Origin of the sequence: Paraburkholderia caffeinilytica (assembly GCF_051027425.1) — a bacterium.
GTDB classification, from domain to species: Bacteria; Pseudomonadota; Gammaproteobacteria; order Burkholderiales; family Burkholderiaceae; genus Paraburkholderia; species Paraburkholderia caffeinilytica_A.
The window spans coordinates 2,908,886-2,926,694 of the sequence record NZ_CP186552.1; the positions used below are offsets into that span (position 1 = coordinate 2,908,886).

The 17,809-nt window shown below is 62.8% G+C and carries 15 protein-coding genes; 9 read left to right on the forward strand and 6 right to left on the reverse strand.

From position 1 onward, the window contains the following. Positions 1–16: 16 nt before the first annotated feature. The 3 genes from ACOSV0_RS12770 to cysS all read right to left on the reverse strand — a co-directional run bounded on the left by ACOSV0_RS12770 (position 17) and on the right by cysS (position 3,716). The gene (locus tag ACOSV0_RS12770; protein ID WP_007181378.1) at positions 17–988 is read right to left on the reverse strand and encodes an acetyl-CoA carboxylase carboxyltransferase subunit alpha; all 972 of its coding nucleotides are present in this window, start codon (positions 986–988) and stop codon (positions 17–19) included. A 209-nt stretch (positions 989–1,197) separates the two neighbouring features. Further along, entirely contained in the window at positions 1,198–2,271 is a 1,074-nt protein-coding gene (locus ACOSV0_RS12775; protein ID WP_434106531.1) for a DNA-3-methyladenine glycosylase family protein, read from the reverse strand. Positions 2,272–2,318: 47 nt separating this feature from the next. Beyond that, positions 2,319–3,716: a cysteine--tRNA ligase gene (cysS, locus tag ACOSV0_RS12780; protein ID WP_434106532.1), complete on the reverse strand. Its 1,398-nt coding sequence runs from the start codon at positions 3,714–3,716 to the stop codon at positions 2,319–2,321. Positions 3,717–3,974: 258 nt separating this feature from the next. Between cysS and ACOSV0_RS12785 the strand changes: the two genes are divergently transcribed. The 4 genes from ACOSV0_RS12785 to ACOSV0_RS12800 all read left to right on the forward strand — a co-directional run bounded on the left by ACOSV0_RS12785 (position 3,975) and on the right by ACOSV0_RS12800 (position 6,827). Next, on the forward strand, positions 3,975–4,703 hold the full coding sequence (locus tag ACOSV0_RS12785) for a tetratricopeptide repeat protein (RefSeq protein WP_434106533.1): 729 nt from the start codon (positions 3,975–3,977) through the stop codon (positions 4,701–4,703). Positions 4,704–4,752: 49 nt separating this feature from the next. Beyond that, the gene (locus ACOSV0_RS12790; RefSeq protein WP_097389655.1) at positions 4,753–5,334 is read left to right on the forward strand and encodes a peptidylprolyl isomerase; all 582 of its coding nucleotides are present in this window, start codon (positions 4,753–4,755) and stop codon (positions 5,332–5,334) included. A 143-nt stretch (positions 5,335–5,477) separates the two neighbouring features. Then, positions 5,478–5,972, forward strand: a complete 495-nt coding sequence (locus ACOSV0_RS12795) for a peptidylprolyl isomerase (protein ID WP_434106534.1) — start codon at positions 5,478–5,480, stop codon at positions 5,970–5,972. A 57-nt stretch (positions 5,973–6,029) separates the two neighbouring features. Then, positions 6,030–6,827 (forward strand): UDP-2,3-diacylglucosamine diphosphatase, encoded by a 798-nt coding sequence (locus ACOSV0_RS12800; RefSeq protein WP_434106536.1) that lies wholly within the window; start codon positions 6,030–6,032, stop codon positions 6,825–6,827. Positions 6,828–7,014: 187 nt separating this feature from the next. On the opposite strand, the gene cysE is transcribed toward ACOSV0_RS12800, so the two are convergent. Both cysE and ACOSV0_RS12810 read right to left on the reverse strand, forming a co-directional pair. Continuing rightward, positions 7,015–7,848 carry a serine O-acetyltransferase gene (gene cysE / locus ACOSV0_RS12805; RefSeq protein WP_434106537.1) on the reverse strand — a complete coding sequence of 278 codons (834 nt, stop codon included), beginning with the start codon at positions 7,846–7,848 and terminating at the stop codon, positions 7,015–7,017. Positions 7,849–8,138: 290 nt separating this feature from the next. Then, positions 8,139–8,975, reverse strand: a complete 837-nt coding sequence (locus ACOSV0_RS12810) for an RNA methyltransferase (RefSeq protein ID WP_434106538.1) — start codon at positions 8,973–8,975, stop codon at positions 8,139–8,141. Positions 8,976–9,386: 411 nt separating this feature from the next. Between ACOSV0_RS12810 and ACOSV0_RS12815 the strand changes: the two genes are divergently transcribed. The 4 genes from ACOSV0_RS12815 to ACOSV0_RS12830 all read left to right on the forward strand — a co-directional run bounded on the left by ACOSV0_RS12815 (position 9,387) and on the right by ACOSV0_RS12830 (position 15,966). Beyond that, positions 9,387–10,190, forward strand: coding sequence for an inositol monophosphatase family protein (locus ACOSV0_RS12815; protein ID WP_434106539.1), 804 nt, complete (start codon positions 9,387–9,389; stop codon positions 10,188–10,190). A 266-nt stretch (positions 10,191–10,456) separates the two neighbouring features. Further along, entirely contained in the window at positions 10,457–11,755 is a 1,299-nt protein-coding gene (gene lplT, locus ACOSV0_RS12820; RefSeq protein ID WP_434106540.1) for a lysophospholipid transporter LplT, read from the forward strand. A 148-nt stretch (positions 11,756–11,903) separates the two neighbouring features. After that, positions 11,904–14,600: a DNA mismatch repair protein MutS gene (gene mutS / locus ACOSV0_RS12825; RefSeq protein ID WP_434106541.1), complete on the forward strand. Its 2,697-nt coding sequence runs from the start codon at positions 11,904–11,906 to the stop codon at positions 14,598–14,600. Beyond that, positions 14,587–15,966: a hypothetical protein gene (locus ACOSV0_RS12830; RefSeq protein ID WP_434110263.1), complete on the forward strand. Its 1,380-nt coding sequence runs from the start codon at positions 14,587–14,589 to the stop codon at positions 15,964–15,966. The genes mutS and ACOSV0_RS12830 overlap by 14 nt, the downstream gene beginning before the upstream one ends. Here ACOSV0_RS12830 and ACOSV0_RS12835 read toward each other — a convergent pair. Then, positions 15,946–16,488: an FKBP-type peptidyl-prolyl cis-trans isomerase gene (locus ACOSV0_RS12835; RefSeq protein ID WP_093633511.1), complete on the reverse strand. Its 543-nt coding sequence runs from the start codon at positions 16,486–16,488 to the stop codon at positions 15,946–15,948. The genes ACOSV0_RS12830 and ACOSV0_RS12835 overlap by 21 nt on opposite strands. Before the next feature lie 32 nt (positions 16,489–16,520). Between ACOSV0_RS12835 and ACOSV0_RS12840 the strand changes: the two genes are divergently transcribed. Further along, the gene (locus ACOSV0_RS12840; protein WP_434110265.1) at positions 16,521–17,771 is read left to right on the forward strand and encodes a JmjC domain-containing protein; all 1,251 of its coding nucleotides are present in this window, start codon (positions 16,521–16,523) and stop codon (positions 17,769–17,771) included. Positions 17,772–17,809 lie beyond the last annotated feature (38 nt).

Below are 17,809 nucleotides of genomic sequence, written 5' to 3' on the forward strand. Positions count from 1 at the left end.
AAGGGAACGCGCGGGCTTAAGCACCCGGCGTCGTTTCCTTGAACTTGCCGTACGACATCAACCGTTCGAAACGGCGTTGACGCAGGTCGTTGATGCTCATACCCTGGAACTGGCGCAGCGAATCGGCGAGCGCACGGCGCAACATCGCGGCCATGCCCTTCGGATCGCGATGCGCGCCGCCGAGCGGCTCGTTGACGATCTTGTCGATCAGGCCGAGCGCCTTGAGACGATGCGCGGTCAGACCGAGCGCTTCTGCTGCTTCCGGCGCTTTCGCGGCGCTCTTCCACAGGATCGACGCGCAGCCTTCCGGCGAAATCACCGAATAGGTCGAGAACTGCAGCATCAGCACGCTGTCGCCGACGGCAATCGCGAGCGCGCCGCCCGAACCGCCTTCACCGATGATCGTGGCGATCAGCGGCGTCTTGAGTTCAGCCATGACGTACAGATTGCGGCCGATCGCTTCCGACTGGCCGCGCTCTTCCGCGCCGATACCCGGATAGGCACCCGGCGTATCGATGAACGTGAAGATCGGCAAGCCGAACTTCTCGGCGAGACGCATCAGGCGTTCAGCCTTGCGATAGCCTTCCGGACGCGGCATGCCGAAGTTGCGCAGCGCGCGCTCCTTCGTGTCGCGGCCCTTCTGATGGCCGATCACCATGCAAGCCTGGCCGTTGAAACGCGCGAGGCCGCCGACGATCGACAGGTCGTCCGCATAGTTGCGGTCGCCGTGCAGTTCGTGGAAATCGGTGAACAGCTCGTTCACGTAATCGAACGTGTACGGGCGCTGGGGATGTCGGGCGATTTGCGAAACCTGCCACGGGGTGAGGTTCGCGTACAGATCTTTGGTGAGCTGTTGACTCTTCTTGGACAGCCGCTCGATCTCTTCCGAAATATCGACGGCCGAATCGTCCTGCACGAAGCGCAATTCTTCGATCTTCGCTTCGAGTTCAGCGATCGGCTGTTCGAAATCCAGAAAGGTGGTCTTCATTGGTTGTAATCCTTGGACTTACCGGCAGCGCGTATTCTAACCGCGCTCGCCGATGTCAAAACCATCTCGCAACTATCAATTTTTAACAATTGATAGCTTTTTAAACAATACTTCTCGTTCTTCTCAAGAAACCGCCGGGGCTGTCACACGCTTTCCGCACCGCGGGAAGTTTCACCAAACGCGTGATGCGAAACGCTGGATTGGAAGATTTAGTAATCGACCGGCAGCGGATCGAGACTCCGCCACATATACCAGGTGGCGACGGTGCGCCACGGCTCCCAGTTCGCCGCAACCTCACGCGCTTCGCTGCGCGTAACCGGTTCGCCGCTAAAGTAATTGACGCTGATCGCGCGGATCAGGCCGAGATCGTCGAGCGGCAGCACGTCCGGACGCGACAGATTGAAGATCAGGAACATTTCCGCGGTCCAGCGGCCAATGCCGCGGATCTGCGTCAGTTCGGCGATCACCGCCTCGTCGTCCATCGAGGTCCACTTGCCGACGTGCAATGCGCCCGACACGAAGTGCTGCGCGAGATCGAGTACGTATTCGGCCTTGCGCTTCGACAACCCGCACGCGGTCAGCTTGTCCTGACCGAGCTTGATGAACTGTTGCGGCACGAGCTTCGGACACGCCGCTTCGACTTTCGCCCAGACGGCTTGCGCGGACGCCACCGAAATCTGCTGCCCGACCACCGAACGCGCGAGCGTGACGAACGGGTCGCCACGGCTTAACAGATGCACCGGGCCGAATTTCGGAATCAGCTTCTTCAGAATGCGGTCGCGCTTGACGAGGTCCGCACACGCCTTGTCCCAATACGCCGGACGGGTGACTTCAGGCGTGAGGCCGCCGATCTGCACCGGCACCGCGATTTCAGCGGCACCCGCTGCTTCGCCGCCCGCGCTCGATGACGCACGCGTCTTGCGTACGACTTCGCCTTCGCGGCCGTCGTGCGTAATGCGTGTGAGTTCCTGCACGTTGCCGGCGAGTTCAGCCGGCAATGCACCATTGCTTTTTGCACGCGGTGCTTTGGCGCGCGTCGAAACAGGCGCGTGCGCCGACGCGCCGTTCAGCGCGCGTTTGACCGCGGCCTTCTTCACTGCCGTCGCAGCCGGGCCTGCCGCTGCGCGCGCGCCCGTCTTCGCGGCCGCGCCAGCGACTTTCGACGATGCTTTCTTCACCGCGCCGCCGCCCGCACGAGTCGACGTTCGTGTCGACTTTGCCGCGGCTGCTGCGTTTGTTTGAGACGTGGCTCGTTTAGCCGCCGTCTTCGTGGCCGTTGCCATCCTGCCTCCTGCCTGGCGAGTCGATCAAAGGGACGGTCGAGGTGCGCTCACACGCGCCGCCACTCGGTCAACCCGCCGGGTTTGTCTTCAAGTGCAACGCCGGCCTCGAGCAATTCGGCCCGGATCCGGTCTGCTGCCGCATAGTCTTTCGCCTGCTTGGCGGCCACGCGCGCGGCGATCCTTGCTTCGATCGCGGCGGCGTCGAGCGCGCCTTCAGCAGCTGCGCCCGCAGCCCGCTGCAGGTATGCACGCGGCTCCCGGCCGAGCAACCCGATCAGCGCGCCAAGCGAGCGCAATTGACGGGCCAGCGCGGGGTCGCGCGTGCGGTTCACTTCAGTTGCCAACTCGAACAACACCGACACTGCAACCGGCGTGTTGAAGTCGTCGTTCATTGCTGCGTGGAAACGCTGCGCATGCGCTTCGTTCCAGTCGAGCTCCGCGCCGTCCGGCGTAACATCTTTCAGCGCGGTGTACAAACGCGTCAGGGCATTGCGAGCGTCGTCGATATGTACGTCGCTGTAATTCAACGGCGAACGGTAATGTGCACGCGCGATAAAAAACCGTACCACTTCGGCATCGTACTGCGCCAATACTTCGCGGATCGTAAAGAAGTTATTCAACGACTTCGACATCTTCTCATTGTCGATCTGCACGTAGCCGTTGTGCATCCAGTAATTGACGAAGGTTTGTCCGGTCGCAGCTTCGCTCTGCGCAATCTCGTTCTCATGGTGCGGAAACTGCAGGTCCTGCCCGCCGCCGTGAATGTCGAAATGATTGCCGAGCAGCGTGCAGCCCATCGCCGAGCATTCAATATGCCAGCCGGGACGGCCGCGCCCGAACTTCGACTCCCAGCCAGTGTCGACCGGTTCGTCCGGCTTCGCCTGCTTCCACAGCACGAAGTCGAGCGGGTCCTGCTTCGCGTCGTTCGCGGCGACGCGTTCGCCGGCGCGCAGATCTTCAAGCGACTTGCCCGACAGCTTGCCGTAGCCCTCGAACTTGCGCACCGCATAGTTCACGTCGCCGTCGCTCGCCTGATACGCGTAGCCGTTCGCCTCGAGCTTCTCGATCATGCCGAGCATCTGCGGGATGAAATCGGTGGCGCGCGGTTCAAGATCGGGCCGCTCGATGCCGAGCGCGTCCGCGTCTTCATGCAACGCCTTGATGAAGCGGTCGGTCAGCGATTTGATCGTTTCGCCGTTCTCGACTGCGCGGCGAATGATCTTGTCGTCGATATCCGTGATGTTGCGCACGTAAGTCACGTCGTAACCGAGCGTGCGCAACCAGCGTTGCACGATGTCGAACACAACCATCACCCGCGCATGACCGACGTGACAATAGTCGTACACGGTCATCCCGCAGACGTACATCCGCACGACGCCATCTTGCAGCGGCACGAAAGTTTGCTTGTCACGCGCGAGCGTGTTGTAGATGCGCAGTGATTCCATAGAGAACGGTGCGTGGGCCGAAGGAAATCCACAATGTGTTTCGTGCATGATGTTTCGTGCATGAGGCGCCCGCGGGAAGACAGCGGAAGCGTCCTGAACTGCAACATGCACAGCAGCAAATCGGTGCACCTGGTGCGGCGATCAGACTGCGATCAAGGCGGAGACGACCACGAGTGGCGAAAAGACAGTTTGCGGTTCGACGGAACGCGCAGACCTTTTGTTAGAATGGGTCGGAGTATAACATCCAGACCCGAGCCTATGAAACCTTCCAGCGGCCGCGCGCGCAGCGCTGCGACCCTCGCCGCGACGGCATTCTGTGCTGTCGCCCTTACGGTCCTGCCGGGTACTGCCGCCTACGCGCAGAAAGCCGCCACGATGCCGCAAGGCCCCGCCGTGCGTGACAACACGCCGGAGATCGACGCGTCGATTGCGCAGAAAAACTGGCAAGCCTCGCTTACCCAGCTCGACGCGCGCATCGCCTCGAATCCGCGCGACGCGCAAGCAAAGTTCAAGCGCGGCACGGTGCTGGCCCACCTGAATCGGGACGACGAGGCAATTACCGCCTTTACCGAACTCACCCAGCTGTATCCGGAACTGCCCGAGCCGTATAACAATCTGGCTGCGCTTTATGCGAAGCACGGCCGTTATGCCGAAGCACGCGCCGCGCTCGAAACGGCAACCAAGGTGAATCCGGGCTACGGTCTCGCGTACGAGAATCTCGGCGACCTGTATCTGCGCATGGCCAACGAAGCGTACCGTCGCGCCCAGAGCCTCGGCAAAGCAAGCGCCACGACCACGCAACGCCTCGCGGACATCCAGAAGATCGTCTCGCCGCCCAAGAGTACCGCGTCGGCGAAAAAAGCCGCCGCGCCCGCCGAGGCCAGCGCCACGCGCGCCACCTCAGACATGACGCAAACACCGAGCTTCCAGTTCGGCGGCGCAAATGGCTCGCTCGCCATGCCGCCTTACATGGCGCCGTCGAATTAACACGGTCACCGGTTCCGGCAACACGTTTTTTCCAACCCCGAGGATTTTCATGAAATGGTTGATGTTGGCGCTCGGCAGCGCCGCCCTGATCGCAAACGCCCCCGCCTTTGCCCAGTCCGGTTCGCAGGCCGCGCATCCGTCCGTCCTCTTCAAGACCACGGAAGGCGACATCCGCGTCGAGTTGTATCCTGAGAAGGCGCCGAAGACGGTCGCCAACTTCCTCGACTACGTGAAATCCGGCCAGTACAGCGGTACGATTTTCCATCGTGTGATTCGCGGCTTCATGATTCAGGGCGGCGGTTATACGCAGAGCTTCGCTGAAAAGCCCACGCGCGCGCCGATTCCGCTCGAAAGCCGTAACGGTCTGAAGAACGCCGCCGGCACGCTCGCCATGGCGCGCACCAGCGATCCGAATTCGGCCACCGCGCAGTTCTTCATCAACACGGTGGACAACGCCGGCCTCGACTATCCGAATCCGGACGGCAACGGCTACGCGGTGTTCGGCAAGGTCACGAGCGGCATGGACGTCGTGAAGAAGATCGAAGGCACGGCCACCACCACACGCGGCCCGATGAGCGACGTGCCGCAAAAACCGATCGTGATCGAATCGGCCACGGTGGTCGGCAAGTAAGCACGTCATAGAGCAGGAAGCGGCACCAGGCACGCTGCACAGGAAGTCAACCCAATCTACGCCCCCGGCGCGGCCCGTCGTCATCTCACTTCGTGACGAGCGGCCGCGCCTTTTACCCACCCCGTTCATCAAAGGATTCCATCATGGTTGAACTGCATACAAACCACGGCGTCATCAAACTCGAACTGAACGCTGAAAAGGCGCCGAAGTCGGTTGAGAATTTCCTCAACTACGTGAAGGCCGGTCACTACGACAACACGGTGTTCCACCGCGTGATCGACGGCTTCATGATCCAGGGCGGCGGTTTCGAACCCGGCATGAAACAGAAGCCGACGGCGGACGCGATCGCTAACGAAGCGAACAACGGCCTGAAGAACGTCAACGGCTCGATCGCGATGGCTCGCACGAACGACCCGCATTCGGCGACCGCGCAATTCTTCATCAACGTGAACGACAACGACTTCCTGAACCACTCGTCGCCGACGCCGCAGGGCTGGGGCTACGCCGTGTTCGGCAAGGTGGTCGAAGGCATGGACGTCGTCGAGAAGATCAAGAAGGTCAAGACGGGTTCGAAGGGCCACCATCAGGACGTGCCGGCCGACGACGTCGTGATCGAAAAAGCGGTGATCGTCGACTAAGGTCAGATAAGCGTCCAATAAGCGCCAACCTGTTTGAACTGAAATCAGGCACCTTCAATGCTGCAAGAAACGCCGCTGCGAAGCGTCGCCGCGGGCGTGCCTGGCGAGGGCAAGCGCCCGCACGCCGCACGCCCGTTTTTTTTCCTCTCCGATATTCATCTGAGCGAGGCGATTCCGCGCACGGTCGCCGCGTTCGAGCACTTCATTCGCGTCACGGCTGAGCAGGCGGATTCGGTTTTCATTCTCGGCGATCTGTTCGAGTACTGGATCGGCGACGACATGCTCGTCGAGCCGTTCGCCGCGCGAATGGCGGCGTTGCTGCATACGCTGTCGGAACGCGGCATCGCGCTCTACATCATGCACGGCAATCGCGATTTTCTGCTCGGCAAGCGCTTCATGAAAGCGGCCGGCGCGATCTGGCTGCCCGATCCGTTCGTGATCACCGCATTCGGTACGCGTGTCGTGCTCGCGCACGGCGACAGCCTCTGCACCGCGGATCGCGGCTATCAATGCTTCCGCCACTTTGCGCGCAACCGGCTGGCGCAGATGCTGTTTCTCGCGTGGCCGTTTCGCTGGCGTCAGGCGCTTGCGGAGAACATGCGCTCGAAAAGTGAGCAAGGCCGCTCGCGCCCGGTTTCGCCGAAATATGACGTGACGGCGAAGGGTGTCGCGAGGTTATTCAAGTCGTCGAAAACGACGACGCTCATCCATGGGCATACGCATCGGCCGGCGCGGCATCGCGAGCCGGGCGGCACGCGATGGGTGTTGCCTGATTGGGATCTCGACCATGGCGAGCGCCGTGGCGGTTATCTGCGGATCGATGCGGAAGGGATTCGGGCGTTGCCGCTGGATTGATCAGCGTGAGCCGACGCCGCCTTGCGCGCTATCTTTGATCGGCCCGCCGACGCCCTCTTCTGCATTACCTTTGATCAGCGCGCCATACCCTCTTGCGCATCGCCTTTGATCAGCCAGCCGACGCCCTCTTGCGCGTCACCGTTGATCAATACCCCGACACGCTCTTCTGCATCGCCTGCGCGGAGCATTAGTGCTCCGCCGCCCCTTCGACCTTTCCTGCAATCGCGGCCGACAGGCGCCGCAAGTCGAGCAGCGCCGCATCGGCGCCTTGCAGCCCTTCCAGGCTTGTTCCCAGCCGCTCCAGCGCGTCGACGATTTCGTCGATGCGCTTCGATTGCGTCGCGGCGTGATCGATCAGGCCGTGAATCGCTAGCGACACCGGATCGTCCGCATTCGGCGTGATGCCGTATGCGCAGAATGCGCTGCTTTCGGTCGTACGTTTTGCATCGCGCGAGGCACCGTCGGATCCTGCATTGGACGCCGCGGCTGAAACCACGGCAGCTGCCGCCGGGACGATGATCCGCGCCGGATTGCCCACCGCCGTGCCACGCGCCGGCACCGGCTTCGTGACCACCGCATTCGAGCCGATCTTCGCGTCCGCACCGATCGTAAAGCCGCCGAGCACCTTCGCCCCCGCGCCGACGATCACGCCGCGCTCGAGCGTCGGATGGCGCTTCGCACCCCGCGCAAGCGACGTGCCGCCGAGCGTCACGCCCTGGTAGATCGTGCAGTCGTCCCCGATTTGCGCCGTCTCGCCAATCACGACGCCCATGCCGTGATCGATGAACACGCGGCGGCCCAGCGTGGCGCCCGGATGGATTTCGATGCCGGTCATAAAACGCGCCATCTGCGAAACGAAACGCGCGAGCCAGCGGCGTTTAGCCTGCCAGCATGCATGCGCGAGCCGATGCAGCACGAGCGCGTGCAAACCCGGGTAACACGTGAGGACTTCCCAGGCGCTGCGGGCGGCGGGATCGCGCTCGCGGATCGTGGCGATGTCTTCGCGGAGTCTCGTGAACATGGCAGGGACTGTGTCGTGGGGGAAAAACCGCGTGCGTGAAACACCACGCACGACGGATGCTTGCCGCATAGCAGATCGGCAGCTTTGCTTAGAACGTTTCGAGCGATTGTAGGACGATTGCGCGAAACCTGCCGGAAGCCCACGCTGCCGGCAAGGTCGTCGATTGGGGGCGAGTGCTGCGCCGGATGGGGTTGGGCTGGCGGGCCGATACCTTGCGGCCTGGTTGCAATCCGGCCTTGGCTTGGCCGCGACGTCGCGGTTTCGCCGACCGTGGCTCAGTCGCGCTGCCCTTAAGAAGCGTCGTCGCCCGGCGGTTTGGTTTTCAGCAAAATATGCTTGGCGATGCCGCGTACGATATTCACTTCCTCGCGCTCCAGACCGGAACGCGCGAACAGACGCCGCAAGCGGGACATCAGCTTCTTTGGATTCGCCGGATCGAGAAACTCGAGCGCGACCAACGCGCTTTCGAGATGCGCGTACATGCTTTCGATCTCGTCGCTTGCCGCCCGGGCGCCGACCGGCTCGCCCTGCCCGGCGGCCGCCTGAGCCACCGCAGATGCTGCAGCCGTCGCATCGCCATCCGACAGATACGCCGTACGCAATTCATACGCCAACACCTGCACGGCCTGGGCCAGATTGAGCGAGCTATAGGCCGGATTGGCCGGAATATGCGCGAGCGCACTGCAACGTTCGACGTCCTCATTCGACAAACCCGTGCGCTCGTTGCCGAACACCAGCGCGATCTCGCCATGCACCGCCTGCTCACGCGCGACGCCGGCCGCAGCGCGCGGCGTCCATTGCGGCGGCCCGTATTCACGCAGCCGCGCGGTCAACGCGATCGACCAATGCACGCCGCTCAACGCATCGGCAAGCGTCGGTACGACGTGCGCGGAGGCCAGCACGTCGTCGGCGCCGCTCGCCATGGCGATGGCTTCCGGATCGCTTTGCACGTGCGGCACACGTGGCGACACCAGCACGAGACGCGAGAAACCCATGGTTTTCAACGCGCGCGCCGCCGCGCCGACGTTACCGGGATGGCTGGGCTCGACGAGCACGAAGCGCGTCGACGTAAAACCGCCACGCAGCTCGGCCACGGAGGGATCGGAAGAATGGTGGGTGTGGTCCACGGTGGAATTCGGCAAGCTAAAGAACGCGTATGGTAGCGCCAACCCCGCATCGGCTCCGAATTACGCGTGGGTTGCGTGTGAATCACGGGTGAGTTGCGCGTGAATTGCGTGTCACAGCCGCACAAAACGCGCGCCAATCGGCCGTCATCTACCGCCGTGCCGGACAGCAACCGCTGCCGCGGCGCCCGGACTCAGGTAAAATACCCCTATTCGCGCCCGGCTTATCGCCTACGAAAAGTCCGGCGCCTCGTTCTTATTCAATTCGTCTCCGTCGGCGGAATGTGCACCGGTCCTTGATCGGGCGTGCGTTCCGTGCTGTTTCCGCGCCCCTTGATGGCGCTCAATTAGCGCTTATTCCGCGCTCATTTACCGGTAAGCAGCCGTGCTGCCCCGGCACAAGGATCCAGTCTCATGCATCCCATGCTCAATATCGCTGTGAAGGCCGCGCGCCGCGCAGCCCAGATCATCAACCGCGCGTCGCTCGACCTCGATCTGCTCCAGGTCAGCAAGAAACAGCACAACGATTTCGTCACGGAGGTCGACAAAGCGTCTGAAGCGGCGATCATCGACACGCTCAAGACAGCCTACCCCGATCACGCCGTCCTCGCCGAAGAATCCGGCAAGTCGGACAACGAGTCCGAATATCAGTGGATCATCGATCCGCTCGACGGCACCACCAACTTCATCCACGGTTTTCCGTACTACTGCGTCTCGATCGCGCTTGCCCACAAGGGCACCGTGACCCAGGCCGTGGTCTACGATCCGACCCGCAACGACCTGTTCACCGCCTCGCGCGGCCGCGGCGCGTTCCTGAACGACCGCCGCATCCGCGTCGCCAAGCGCGACCGCCTGGCTGACGGCCTGATCGGCACCGGCTTCCCGTTCCGTGAAAAGGACAGCCTCGAAGCGTACGGCCGCCAGTTCGCTGAAATGACCGAAGCCTGCGCCGGCCTGCGCCGTCCGGGCGCCGCCGCGCTCGATCTGGCGAACGTCGCTGCGGGCCGCATGGACGGCTTCTTCGAACAAGGCCTGAGTCCGTGGGACGTCGCCGCAGGCAGCCTGCTCATTACGGAAGCCGGCGGTCTGGTCGGCAACTACACGGGCGACTCGGATTTCCTGCACGTCGGCGAAATCGTCGCGGGCAATCCGAAGGTCTACGCGCAGATGATCCCGATCCTCTCGCGCTATAGCCGCACGCGTCAGCAAGCGGCTTAAGGGCTCGGGGTCTCAGGACCCAACCCGTCACCCGGCCGGCTACGGCTTCGGCTTCGGCTTCGGCTTCGGCTTCAGCTTCGGCTTCAGCTTCGGCAACACGAAAAAGCGGCTTCGGCCGCTTTTTCGTTGGCGCGCCTGCATCCGGCAGGCGTTCGTGCTACAAAGCGGGAAGCCGCGCCGGCACGCTCGATCGCCGGGTGCGTTTCGCGCGTTTTTTGCAGCGCCCTGCTTCGCACCAGATTTCCGCGCAGCTTTCGATCCGCTTCATGAAAAAAGGCTTCTACACAATTATCGCGGCGCAGTTCATTTCGTCGCTCGCGGACAATGCCCTGCTGATCGCCGCCATCGCCCTGTTATCGGTGATCCGGTCGGCCGCGTGGGTCACGCCGCTGCTGCAGATTTTCTTCACCGTTTCCTACGTGTTGCTCGCCCCCTTCGTCGGCGCGTTCGCCGACGCGATGCAAAAGCGGCACGTCATGTTCATCTCCAACGCGCTAAAAGCGAGCGGCTGCCTGATGATGATCGCCGGCGTCCACCCGATGATCGCGTACGGCGTGGTCGGCTTCGGCGCGGCTGCGTATTCGCCGGCCAAATACGGCATTCTCACCGAACTCCTGCCCGCGGAAAAACTCGTCAAGGCGAACGCGTGGCTCGAATCGGCCACTGTCCTGTCGACGATTGTCGGCACGATGGTCGGCGGTGCGCTGATCAGCACCCTGGCCGATAAATTCGTCGCGCATGCACAACTGCCGCTAATCCGCTCGTCCGCCGATCTCGCCATGTTCGCGGTGATGGTCACGTATGCCATCGCGGCGGCGATCAACATTTTCATTCCCGACACCGGCGCGCGTTATCCGAACCGTTTGACCGAGCCGAAGAAACTGGTCGGCGATTTCTATCACTGCTTTAACGTGCTGTGGGCCGACAAGCTCGCGCAGATCGCGCTGTGGGTCACGACGCTGATGTGGGGCGGCGCGGTCACGCTGCAACTGCTGGTGCTCAAATGGGCGAACGTGAACCTCGGCCTGTCGCTCTCGAAGGCTGCCGTGATGCAAGGCGTCACGGGGCTCGGCATCGCCGTCGGCGCGGCGGCCGCGGCCGCGCTGATTCCGTTGCGCAGTTCGCTGCGCGTGCTGCCGATCGGCATTCTCACCGGCGCGGTGGCGATCGCCGTAGCGTTCTACAACAAGGACCTGTTTCCGGCGGGCGCCGGCATTCGCGTCGGCTCGTATGTTCTGCCGTTCTATATCCTGTTCGCCTATCCTTTGATGATCCTGCTCGGCGCGCTGTCCGGCTTTTTTATCGTGCCGATGAACGCGATTCTTCAGCATCGCGGCGCGACGCTGCTCTCCGCGGGACATTCGATCGCGGTGCAGAATTTCAACCAGAATCTGGCCGTGCTGCTGATGCTCGGCGCCTACGCGATACTGCTCACCGCGAGGATGCCGGCGCAATGGATCATTGTCGTGTTCGGCAGTTTCGTCACGTTCATGATGTGGCTCGCAAAACGGCGCAGTGCCGTAAACGAGCGCACGGTGGATATGCGGGCGCTGGTGGAAGAATGACGGCGTGGCGAGCGTCGCCCGGCCGGCGCGGAAATTTGCCGCAAGGCAGGCGAACTGCTTTGCGGATTAGCCGTTCGGCCAGGGTCCGCTCGCCACGCCGGCAGGTTAAACTCACGCCCTGAACAGCTAACGCAAGAAGACACCGAGGATGGGCATTCAAACCGCAGCGGCCAATGACGTCGCACAACATACGCCAATGATGCAGCAATATCTCCGCATCAAGGCGGACCATCCGGGCACGCTGGTGTTCTACCGGATGGGCGATTTCTACGAGCTCTTCTTCGAAGATGCGGAAAAAGCCGCGCGCCTGCTCGATTTAACACTTACGCAGCGTGGCGCGTCGGCGGGCAATCCGATCAAGATGGCGGGTGTGCCGCATCACGCCGTCGAGCAATATCTGGCCAAGCTGGTGAAGCTCGGCGAATCCGTTGCGATTTGCGAGCAGATCGGCGATCCGGCTACGTCGAAAGGCCCCGTCGAGCGCAAAGTCATGCGCGTAGTCACGCCGGGCACGCTGACGGATGCCGCGCTCCTGTCCGATAAGAACGACGTCTATCTGATGGCGCTGTGCGTCGCGCATAACCGCCGCGGCGTTGCAACGAGCGTCGGGCTCGCGTGGCTGAATCTGGCGAGCGGCGCACTGCGCCTCGCCGAAGTCGCGCCCGACCAGGTGGCCGCCGCGCTCGAACGGATTCGTCCCGCGGAAATTCTGGTGGCCGATGCGCCCGCCGACTCCGCGAGCTGGACGCCCCCCGTCAACGCCGGCGCCCTCACCCGCGTGCCGGTCTGGCACTTCGATATCGCCTCGGGCACGCAGCGTTTGTGCGATCAGCTGGAAGTGGCCGGTCTCGACGGTTTCGGCGCGCACTCGCTGACAGCGGCATGCGGCGCGGCCGGTGCGCTGCTGCTGTATGCGGCGGCCACACAAGGCCAGCAATTGCGCCACGTGCGCAGCCTGAAGGTCGAATACGAGTCCGAATATATCGGGCTCGACCCCGCCACGCGCCGCAATCTCGAACTCACCGAAACGCTGCGCGGCACCGAATCGCCCACGCTGTGTTCGCTGCTCGACACCTGCTGTACGACCATGGGCAGTCGTCTGCTGCGCCACTGGCTGCATCATCCGCCGCGCGAAGCCGCTGTGGCGCAGGCACGTCAGCAGGCCATCGGCGCTTTGCTCGACGCGCCGCCGGGCGCAGGCGTCGACACGCTGCGCGGCGCGTTGCGGCACATCTCCGACATCGAGCGGATTACCGGGCGGCTCGCGCTGCTGTCGGCGCGACCCCGCGATCTGTCGAGCCTGCGCGATACGTTCATCGCCTTGCCGGAGCTGCGCACGCAACTCGTGGCCGTGTCGTCCAATGCGGATTCGCTGGCGCGTATCGATGCGTCGTTGGAGCCGCCGCAAGCGTGCGTCGAATTGCTCAAGCGCGCGGTCGCGCAAGAGCCAGCCGCCATGGTGCGCGACGGCGGCGTAATCGCACGCGGCTACGATGCCGAACTCGACGAGTTGCGCGATATTTCGGAGAACTGCGGGCAGTTCCTGATCGACCTCGAAACACGCGAACGGGCGCGCACCGGTATCGGCAATCTGCGCGTCGAGTACAACAAGGTGCACGGCTTCTACATCGAAGTCACGCGCGGCCAGACTGACAAGGTGCCGGACGATTACCGCCGCCGTCAGACGCTGAAAAATGCCGAGCGCTACATCACGCCGGAGCTGAAAACGTTCGAAGACAAGGCGCTGTCCGCACAGGAACGCGCACTGGCCCGCGAACGCTCGCTTTACGACGCGTTGCTGCAAGCATTGCTGCCTTTCATCCCGGACTGCCAGCGGGTCGCCGCGGCACTCGCCGAACTCGATCTGCTGGCCGCCTTCGCCGAACGCGCCCGCGCGCTCGATTGGGTCGCGCCAACGTTTTCGCCGGATACCGGCATCGAAATCGAACAGGGCCGGCATCCGGTTGTCGAGGCGCAGGTCGAGCAGTTCATCGCTAACGACTGCACGCTCACGCCCGAGCGCAAACTGCTGCTGATCACCGGCCCGAACATGGGCGGTAAATCGACCTTCATGCGGCAGACCGCGTTGATCGCGTTGCTGGCATACGTCGGCAGCTATGTGCCGGCACGTCGCGCGGCATTTGGTCCGATCGATCGCATCTTCACGCGAATCGGCGCAGCCGACGATCTGGCCGGCGGCCGTTCGACCTTCATGGTGGAGATGACCGAAGCCGCAGCGATCCTGAACGACGCCACACCGCAAAGTCTTGTGCTGATGGACGAAATCGGGCGCGGCACGTCGACGTTCGACGGCCTCGCACTGGCTTGGGCCATCGCGCGGCATCTGCTGTCGCACAACGGCTGTCATACGCTATTCGCCACCCACTATTTCGAATTGACGCAGTTGCCCGCCGAGTTTCCCCACGCGGCCAATGTGCATCTCTCGGCGGTCGAGCATGGGCACGGCATCGTGTTCCTGCACGCGGTCAGTGAAGGTCCGGCGAATCAGAGCTACGGTTTGCAGGTCGCGCAACTGGCCGGTGTGCCGAACGCGGTAATTCGCGCCGCCCGCAAGCATCTCGCGCATCTCGAACAGCAATCTGCGGCGCAACCCGCACCGCAACTCGATCTGTTCGCAGCCCCGTTGCCCATGCTGCTCGAAGACGCCGACGATGAACGCGACGGACGCGACGACAAGCAAGAATCAGCAGCGGGTTCGCCGGCCATGCAGGCACTCGTCGAACGTCTGCGCGCAATCGATCCGAACGATTTGCGGCCACGCGAAGCGCTCGATCTGCTGTATGAACTGCACGACCTGGCCGCCGCGCCGGATGCAGATCATTGACGCACACAGGCCCTCGCAGCGCCCGCGCAAATTTTGCGCGGCGCTGACCATCGCCCCCGCGCTCAGGAGCGGCCTCGCGCCGCTGATTGCGCTTGTGGCGCTGGTGCCGCTTGTGGTTTTTACTCCGCTCGTGCATGCCGAAACGCCGCGTTACGCCTTCGCGGTTATCGCCAACACGATGCAAAACCCCGCCGACGAAGCGCCCACACAACGCCTGATCGATGCGATCGGCCGCGACCGTGAAATATCGTTCATCGTCTACGACGGAAATCTGAAGGGCGCGAAAGAAGCCTGCCGGGATGCGTTGTACGACCGGCGCCACGCGCTGCTCGAAACGTCGCGGCCCGCCCTCTTCTTTATTCCCGGCCAGCATGACTGGGCCGACTGCGGCACAGCCGAGGCCGGCGGCTTCGACCCGGTCGAGCGGCTCGACCAGCTACGCCAGACCCTCTTCACCGACTCCACGTCGATGGGTCAGAACCCGATCGCGTTGACGCGCGAGAGCGAGGTGTCGCGCTTTCGTCCGTTCCGGGAGAACGTGCGCTGGCAAGTCGGCGACACCGTGTTTGTCGGTCTGAACGCGCCGGGTCCGAACAATCACTACCTGACGGCGGGCGGCCGCAATGGCGAGTTCGAAGATCGCGTGATCGCCAATGCATTCTGGCTCGAGCACGCCGCCGAATACGCGAAACGCCGCGACGCACGCGCGATTGTCGTCTTCATTCAGGGGGACCCCGATCCGGAGCGATACGAACGGCCTGACCGTTTCGCATGGCTGCGCTTTACGCGCAACACGCGCCGCGACGGTTTTCTGGAACTCAAACGCAGCCTTGTCAAACTCGCGCAGATTTTCCGCGGACCCGTGCTGGTGATTCATTGCGACGACGAGCGTGCAAGCGCCGGCTTCGTGATCGATCAGCCATTACGCAATGACAAGGGGATGCTGGTGACGAATCTCACACGTATCGCACTCGCGCCGCATGATCGTCTTAACCAGTGGATTCAGATTGAAGCGGATCTCGGCAGGAAACCGCCGTTCCGCGTCAGTGTGCGCGATGTGCCGAAGCAAATGCCCATGCCCGCGGCGCCATCTTTGCAGCCGCGCGATGAGCCTGCGGCTTCGATGCCGGCCGTGCCTGCGCTAGGCCCCGCTTCCGAGTTACCGCCAATGTTGCAAACGCCCGGGCAGCCACAACCGGGTCAGCCGCAATCCGACCCGCAGCAATACGGACCGGCGAACGACGGCAACGGCGAGTATGGCCCGGCCATGTCCGCCCCGCCCGCCTCGGCTGTTTTGCTGCGCGCGCCGGGTGCTTCCTCAAACGCTCCCGGCACGCCCGCAAGCTCAGTGCAGCGTGGGCCCTGACTTGTCGTCTTCAGCTTCGTCGTCATCGTCGTCGAGGACTTCGAGGCCGTCGGCGCCATGCGCGTGTTCGTGCTGGATTTCGTCTTCGGTCGCCGGACGCACGTCCTTGACGGTCAGCGCGAAACGCAGCGCCATGCCGGCGAGCGGATGGTTGCCGTCGAGCACGACTTTGTCTTCGGCCACGTCGGTCACCACGTAGACGAGCGAATCGAGGTCCTCGTCGCCTTCTTCCGGCGTGCCTTCGAATTGCATGCCGACTTCGAGCGGTTCCGGGAAACGATCGCGCGGCTCGATCTTCACGAGATCGGGGTCGTACTCGCCGAACGCGTCTTGCGGTTCAAGCTGAATCTGAGTCTCGAAGCCGGCCTCGTGGCCGTCGAGCTCTTCCTCGATCTTGGGGAACGTGCCATCATAGCCGCCGTGCAGATAGACCATCGGCTCGTCGCTTTCTTCAATCAGATTGCCCTGCGCATCCGACAGCTTGTAAGCGACCGACACGACGGTGTTCTTTGCGATTTTCATTCGATTCTCCAGAATACAACTCACATTATACGATGCCCAAGCGGCCCACTGACCACCCGGCCGACGCAGCTTCGGCACGGAAATCTTCGTCGGCTTCAAAGCCGCCGCTCCCCGGCCTGCCGCCCTCGCCCGAGACGCCCACGCCCTTGCTCGGCAACCTGACACCGTCGCAATTCATGCGCCGGTACTGGCAAAAAAAACCGCTGCTGATCCGCCAGGCGATCCCGAACGTGGAGGCGCCGCTGTCGCGCGATGAATTTTTCGAACTGGCCGACCGTGACGAAGTCGAAGCGCGTCTGATCACGCACTTTCGCAACAAATGGCAGCTGGAGCACGGCCCGTTCGCGCCTGACGAACTGCCGTCGGTGAAGCAGCGCGCCTGGACGTTGCTCGTACAAGGCGTGGACCTTTACGACGATCGCGCACGGGCCTTGCTCGACCGTTTCCGCTTTGTACCGGACGCGCGTCTGGACGACCTGATGATTTCGTATGCGAGCGACGGCGGCGGCGTCGGCCCCCATTTCGATTCCTACGATGTGTTTCTTTTGCAAGTAAAAGGCAAGCGCCGCTGGCGGATCAGCGCGCAGAAAGACCTGACGCTCCAACCGGGTTTGCCTTTGAAAGTTTTACAGCATTTCGAACCTGAAGAGGAATGGCTGCTCGAGCCCGGCGACATGCTGTACCTGCCGCCGCATATCGCCCATGACGGCGTCGCCGAGGGCGAATGCATGACCTGTTCGATCGGTTTTCGCGCGCCCTCCGCAGGCGAGTTGACCGCGCAGTTCCTCTACCATCTGGCCGAGCGCGGCGAGTCGGCTGCGCGGCCAGATGCGCTTTATCGCGACCCCCGGCAACCCGCCGTCGAACGTCCGGCCGAGCTGCCCGCCGCGTTGATCGAACGGGTTGGCGCAATCCTTGCTCGGGTTAAATGGAGTGAGCAGGACATTGCAACGTTCCTTGGGACATACCTCAGTGAACCGAAGCCGAGCGTCGTCTTTGATCCGCCGCAACGGCCGCTCAATGAAGCCCGTTTCATCACTCAGGCGTCGAAGTCCGGCATCCGGCTGGACCGCAAGAGTAATTTGTTGTACAACCGCCGTTTTTTCTTCGTAAATGGAGAGGAAATGCCGTTTGATGGCGCGAAAAAATGGTTGTTTGACCTCGCTGACCACCGGTGTATGAGTGCGAAACGCTTTGTAACACTCTCACACGATTCGTCGGTGACAGCACTGCTTCACGAGTGGTATTGTGCGGGCTGGATACAAGTGGGCGAGCTTGCGTAACTCTGCCCGCCTGTTATACCGTACTGTGAAATTTTGTA